Raw genomic sequence first — 3,612 nt, 5'->3', positions numbered from 1 at the left:
CCTCCCTCCCGGTGCACGCGCACAGGAACATCACGGCCGTCGCGGCGGTCGGCGACAGGTACGTCCACCGGCCGGTGCGCTCATCGAGAATGGCCCCGCCCTCTGCGGTCAGGGCCGCGTGCGCGTGGTCACGCAGTCGCCACACGATCGGCCACCTCCTCCCACCACGCCACGGGCCGCACATCGAGCTGCCGTAGCCACACCTCCGTGGCGACCGCCGGGTGCAGCGAGCCCTGTGGGACGCGCTGCCCCTCCCCGGCCAGCCGCAGCATCGCCTCCACCGGCCCCGGGATGAGGAGACCGAGCGACGCCAGCCGCGAGGCCGGGCCCAGCAACTCCGCGATGGTGTCCGCGTGCCCGAACAGCCCGGCGTAGGAGACGCCGTTGAACCCGCCCTTCGTCACCCGACCGAGCACAAAGGGCGGGACGGGGCCGTTCGGGAACGCGGCGGCCAGCAGCGGCTTGTAGACCCCCGGGGCGCCGCGCTCCTCCGGCGGCACGGCCAGACAGGCACGGAGGACCTCGTTGTCCAGGTACGGGGCGGCCACCTCGACCCCGAACCCGATCGCGAGGGCCCGCCAACCGGCCATGTCCGCCCCGGGTGCAGTAGGTCCGCACGTTCCGTCCACCCGGACAGTCGCCCCGGCCCCACCATGGCGGCCTGCTCGACGGCCAGGCCCAGGGCCTCGGCCAGCTCATCGCGGACCGGCTGGTCCATCCACCGGGCGCCGGCCAACAACGGCACCCGGGAGAGCGGCACCCGCTGACCCGGCAGCCACGGTCCGGCCGGTTCCCGCAGTTCCGCCACAGCGGCCCGCACCGAACTCCCCGGGGTGGCGTGGGAGGCCCGACGCGCCCGGCGCAACACCGTCCACAGTGACGTGCGGCCGACACGGGCCCGGGCCTGCGCGTGGGAGACCGCCGTCCCCCACCGTCGTTCACGCAGCAGGTCCGGCAGGTAGCCCGTGGCCGACAGCACGGTGTCCCCGCCCGTACCGGCGAAGTGCACACCCCTGCCGGACCCGCCCTCCACGGCGGCGGCGAGGACGGCCCGCTTGATGCCCGCCGTCACCGCGTACGGGTTCGGTGCGTCGGTGACCGGCAGATGCTCCAGGTCCTCCAGGCCGCTGTAGTGGACGGTGCCCGGCCCCCCGGACACCACCCGGTGCCGCAACCCCGCCACGGCGGCCGCCGTGCGCCGGGCATGGGCCAGATCGTCATCACGAAGTCGCGGATCGGTGAATGTCGTCGCGATCGTCGGGCCGTGGTCGGCGGCCAGGCAGGCCAGGGTCGTGGAGTCCAGCCCGGCCAGATCGGCACTCACCGCCCGCCGCCCGTCGATCCGCGCGGTGACCGCGGCCCGCAGCGCACCGGCCACCACCGGGCCGGCCTGCGCCATCGGCACCGGTTCGTACTCCACCGGCTCGAACCGCTCCACGACCGGGGCCCCGGTGTCGATGCGCAGCAGCCACCCCGGCGGAAGCCGTTGCACCCCCCGGAACAGCGACCGCGCGGGCATGAGGTCCGGTTGCCCGATCGCCAGGTGCGCCGCCAGGGCGACCGCGTCGACCGGCGCCCCGTCCAGGGCGGCGAGCGCGGAGGCCGCGCTCGCCCACCACACCCCGCCGCCGGTCTGCCGCCAGTACACCGGGTGCTGCCCGGCCAGGTCCCCGATCACCAGCGTCTGTGGCCCGTGCGCCACCAGAACCAGGTAGGACCCCGGCCAGGCCTTCAGCTCCCGCCACCGGCTGCACCGCACATCGCGCAACCCGGCGGCGAGCCGCGCGTCCTCGGCTCCGCATTCCCCGATCACGGCCAGCGCCGTATCCCCCGCGCGAACGGCCCGCACCTGCTCCCGGGGCCGGCCCACCGCCCATACCGCGTCCCAGCCCGGCACCGCCCATCCGCCCAACGGCCGGACCGGCGGCACCGAACGACCGGCCCACCCCGTGCACCACCTCACGACACCATCACCCCGCTCCTGCTCGACTCGTTGCCCGTTCCTGCACACAGGCGGGCCGGGCCCGGGGAAACGCTCGCCCTCCCGGGGCCCGGCCCGCACCGCGCGTCAGTCGTCCTCGGTCTTGACGTACTGAGTGTCATCAGCCGAATCGAAATTGTTCGACCCGAGCGTCACGGCCACGACGTCACCGGCGTCCGCCACGACCGGCGCGGCGTAGCCCTCGGTGGTCTGCTCCATCACCCTCACCTCCTCTCCTCGCCTCGATGCGGCAACCCCTCGCCGCCGCCACGGTCCTTGGGCCGGACCCGGGCAGGACGGCCGGCCAACACGTCCCGCCCGGGCCCGGGGTCTCTATCGGCGCCCGGCTTCCTCGAGCACCCGGGCCCGCAGCCGCGCCAGGCAATCGGCGCACCCGTACAGGTCGGCCCGCTCGATGCCGACCTCGACGGGGCCCACCCACTGCACCGGCAGGTCTTCGCGTTCGCAGCCGAGCCAGCAGCGGCCGGTCACCCACCCGCCGGGCGCGAGCTCCGTGCGCGCGCACCGCGCCGCCGGTATCCGTCCCACCGTCACAACCCCCCACCCGGCCTCGGCACGGCACCGCGCAGCCCGGTCAGCTCCGTGCGGGCCGTCAGCCACATGCGCTCGCCGTCCGGGAAATCCAGGCGCGCCCCGGTGATGGTGCGCACCACGTTTCGGATCTCCATCTGCCGGCCGCCGACCATCAGCACGTCCCCGCGCCGCACCGTCTCCCGGGTGATGGGCACGGACTCCAGCCGCTCCGCCTGCTCCCCGCCCGTCACAGCCAGTCCCCCGGCACCGCACGGCAGGGGCGGGTGACGATCTCCCGGTACGTCAGGTGCTCCGGATTCGCCCGCAGATGGGCCAGCATCCAGTCCGTGCCGGTCTCCTCGTCCTTCTCGGCCGAGCCGATCTCCTCGCACACCGCGCACTGCGCGGCGTACGTCACCGGCTCTCCGTCCGGCTCCCGGTCCGGCTCGATGGCGTACTCCCGGAACCGGAACCGCCGCCCGGCCTCGACCGGGGCCGGTTCCCCGGCCTCCGGGCCACAGCACGGCTTGTCGCAGGCGTACAGGGGCTCACCGGAGCTGTCCTGCCCGGCCTTCCGGCCCGGCTGCACCAGCTCACGGCACCAGGCACAGCGTCGCAGCCCGCGTACGGGCTCCTGCAACGCCGGCTCACAGTCCGGGCGAGGGCGCTCCAGCACCCCGCCCGGCACACAATCCGTCACATCACGTGTGCTCACGGCCACATCGTGACGGGCCGGTCACGCAGCGACCCCCGGGATTCCCGGGGGTTGTTACGCCGCCGTCAGCTCCATGCGCCTGACCAGCGTCGATAGCGCCGCAGCCTGCGACGGAACACCCGTACGGGTGAGGTCCATCACCAGCGCCCGCGCCATCGGATCGGCATGCACGTACCACGGGGCGCGCTTCGCCGCCGCACGCAGCTCCACCACCGCCGCGCCGTGCTGCCGCATCCGCGCCAGGGCCCGGGCCCGGTCCACCGCGTAATGAATCTGCCGCTCGGCGGAGGGAACCCCCCGAATGTCGGCCTGCGTCGCGGCCCGCAACGTGCGGTCCGGCTGCTCGACCTCCACCCCCACCTCCGCGGCGTGCACCGCCACC

General features: G+C 74.8%; 6 protein-coding genes and 1 pseudogene. All 7 read right to left on the bottom strand.

Translation table 11 applies throughout. The features are described 5' to 3' along the window. Positions 1-128: 128 nt before the first annotated feature. Positions 129-506 (bottom strand): hypothetical protein, encoded by a 378-nt coding sequence (locus tag FNQ90_RS16055; RefSeq protein WP_228471276.1) that lies wholly within the window; start codon positions 504-506, stop codon positions 129-131. Then, positions 401-1,963, bottom strand: coding sequence for an asparagine synthase-related protein (locus FNQ90_RS28490; protein ID WP_182607013.1), 1,563 nt, complete (start codon positions 1,961-1,963; stop codon positions 401-403). Before FNQ90_RS28490 ends, FNQ90_RS16055 begins: the two co-directional genes overlap by 106 nt. A 105-nt stretch (positions 1,964-2,068) precedes the next feature. After that, entirely contained in the window at positions 2,069-2,200 is a 132-nt protein-coding gene (locus FNQ90_RS16045; protein WP_182607012.1) for a lasso RiPP family leader peptide-containing protein, read from the bottom strand. A gap of 114 nt (positions 2,201-2,314) precedes the next feature. Then, the gene (locus FNQ90_RS16040) at positions 2,315-2,473 is read right to left on the bottom strand and encodes a hypothetical protein (RefSeq protein ID WP_194432585.1); all 159 of its coding nucleotides are present in this window, start codon (positions 2,471-2,473) and stop codon (positions 2,315-2,317) included. A 59-nt stretch (positions 2,474-2,532) separates the two neighbouring features. Then, positions 2,533-2,766, bottom strand: coding sequence for a hypothetical protein (locus tag FNQ90_RS16035; protein WP_182607011.1), 234 nt, complete (start codon positions 2,764-2,766; stop codon positions 2,533-2,535). Next, the gene (locus tag FNQ90_RS28485; protein ID WP_323379998.1) at positions 2,763-3,230 is read right to left on the bottom strand and encodes a DUF7848 domain-containing protein; all 468 of its coding nucleotides are present in this window, start codon (positions 3,228-3,230) and stop codon (positions 2,763-2,765) included. The genes FNQ90_RS16035 and FNQ90_RS28485 overlap by 4 nt, the downstream gene beginning before the upstream one ends. Before the next feature lie 54 nt (positions 3,231-3,284). Further along, positions 3,285-3,612, bottom strand: a pseudogene (locus FNQ90_RS16025) (helix-turn-helix domain-containing protein); the annotation flags it as partial.

It is taken from the genome of Streptomyces alkaliphilus, assembly GCF_014141535.1.
Lineage (GTDB): Bacteria > Actinomycetota > Actinomycetes > Streptomycetales > Streptomycetaceae > Streptomyces > Streptomyces alkaliphilus.
Note: the sequence above shows the minus strand (reverse complement) of the source record. Positions and strands in the feature narration are given on the sequence as shown.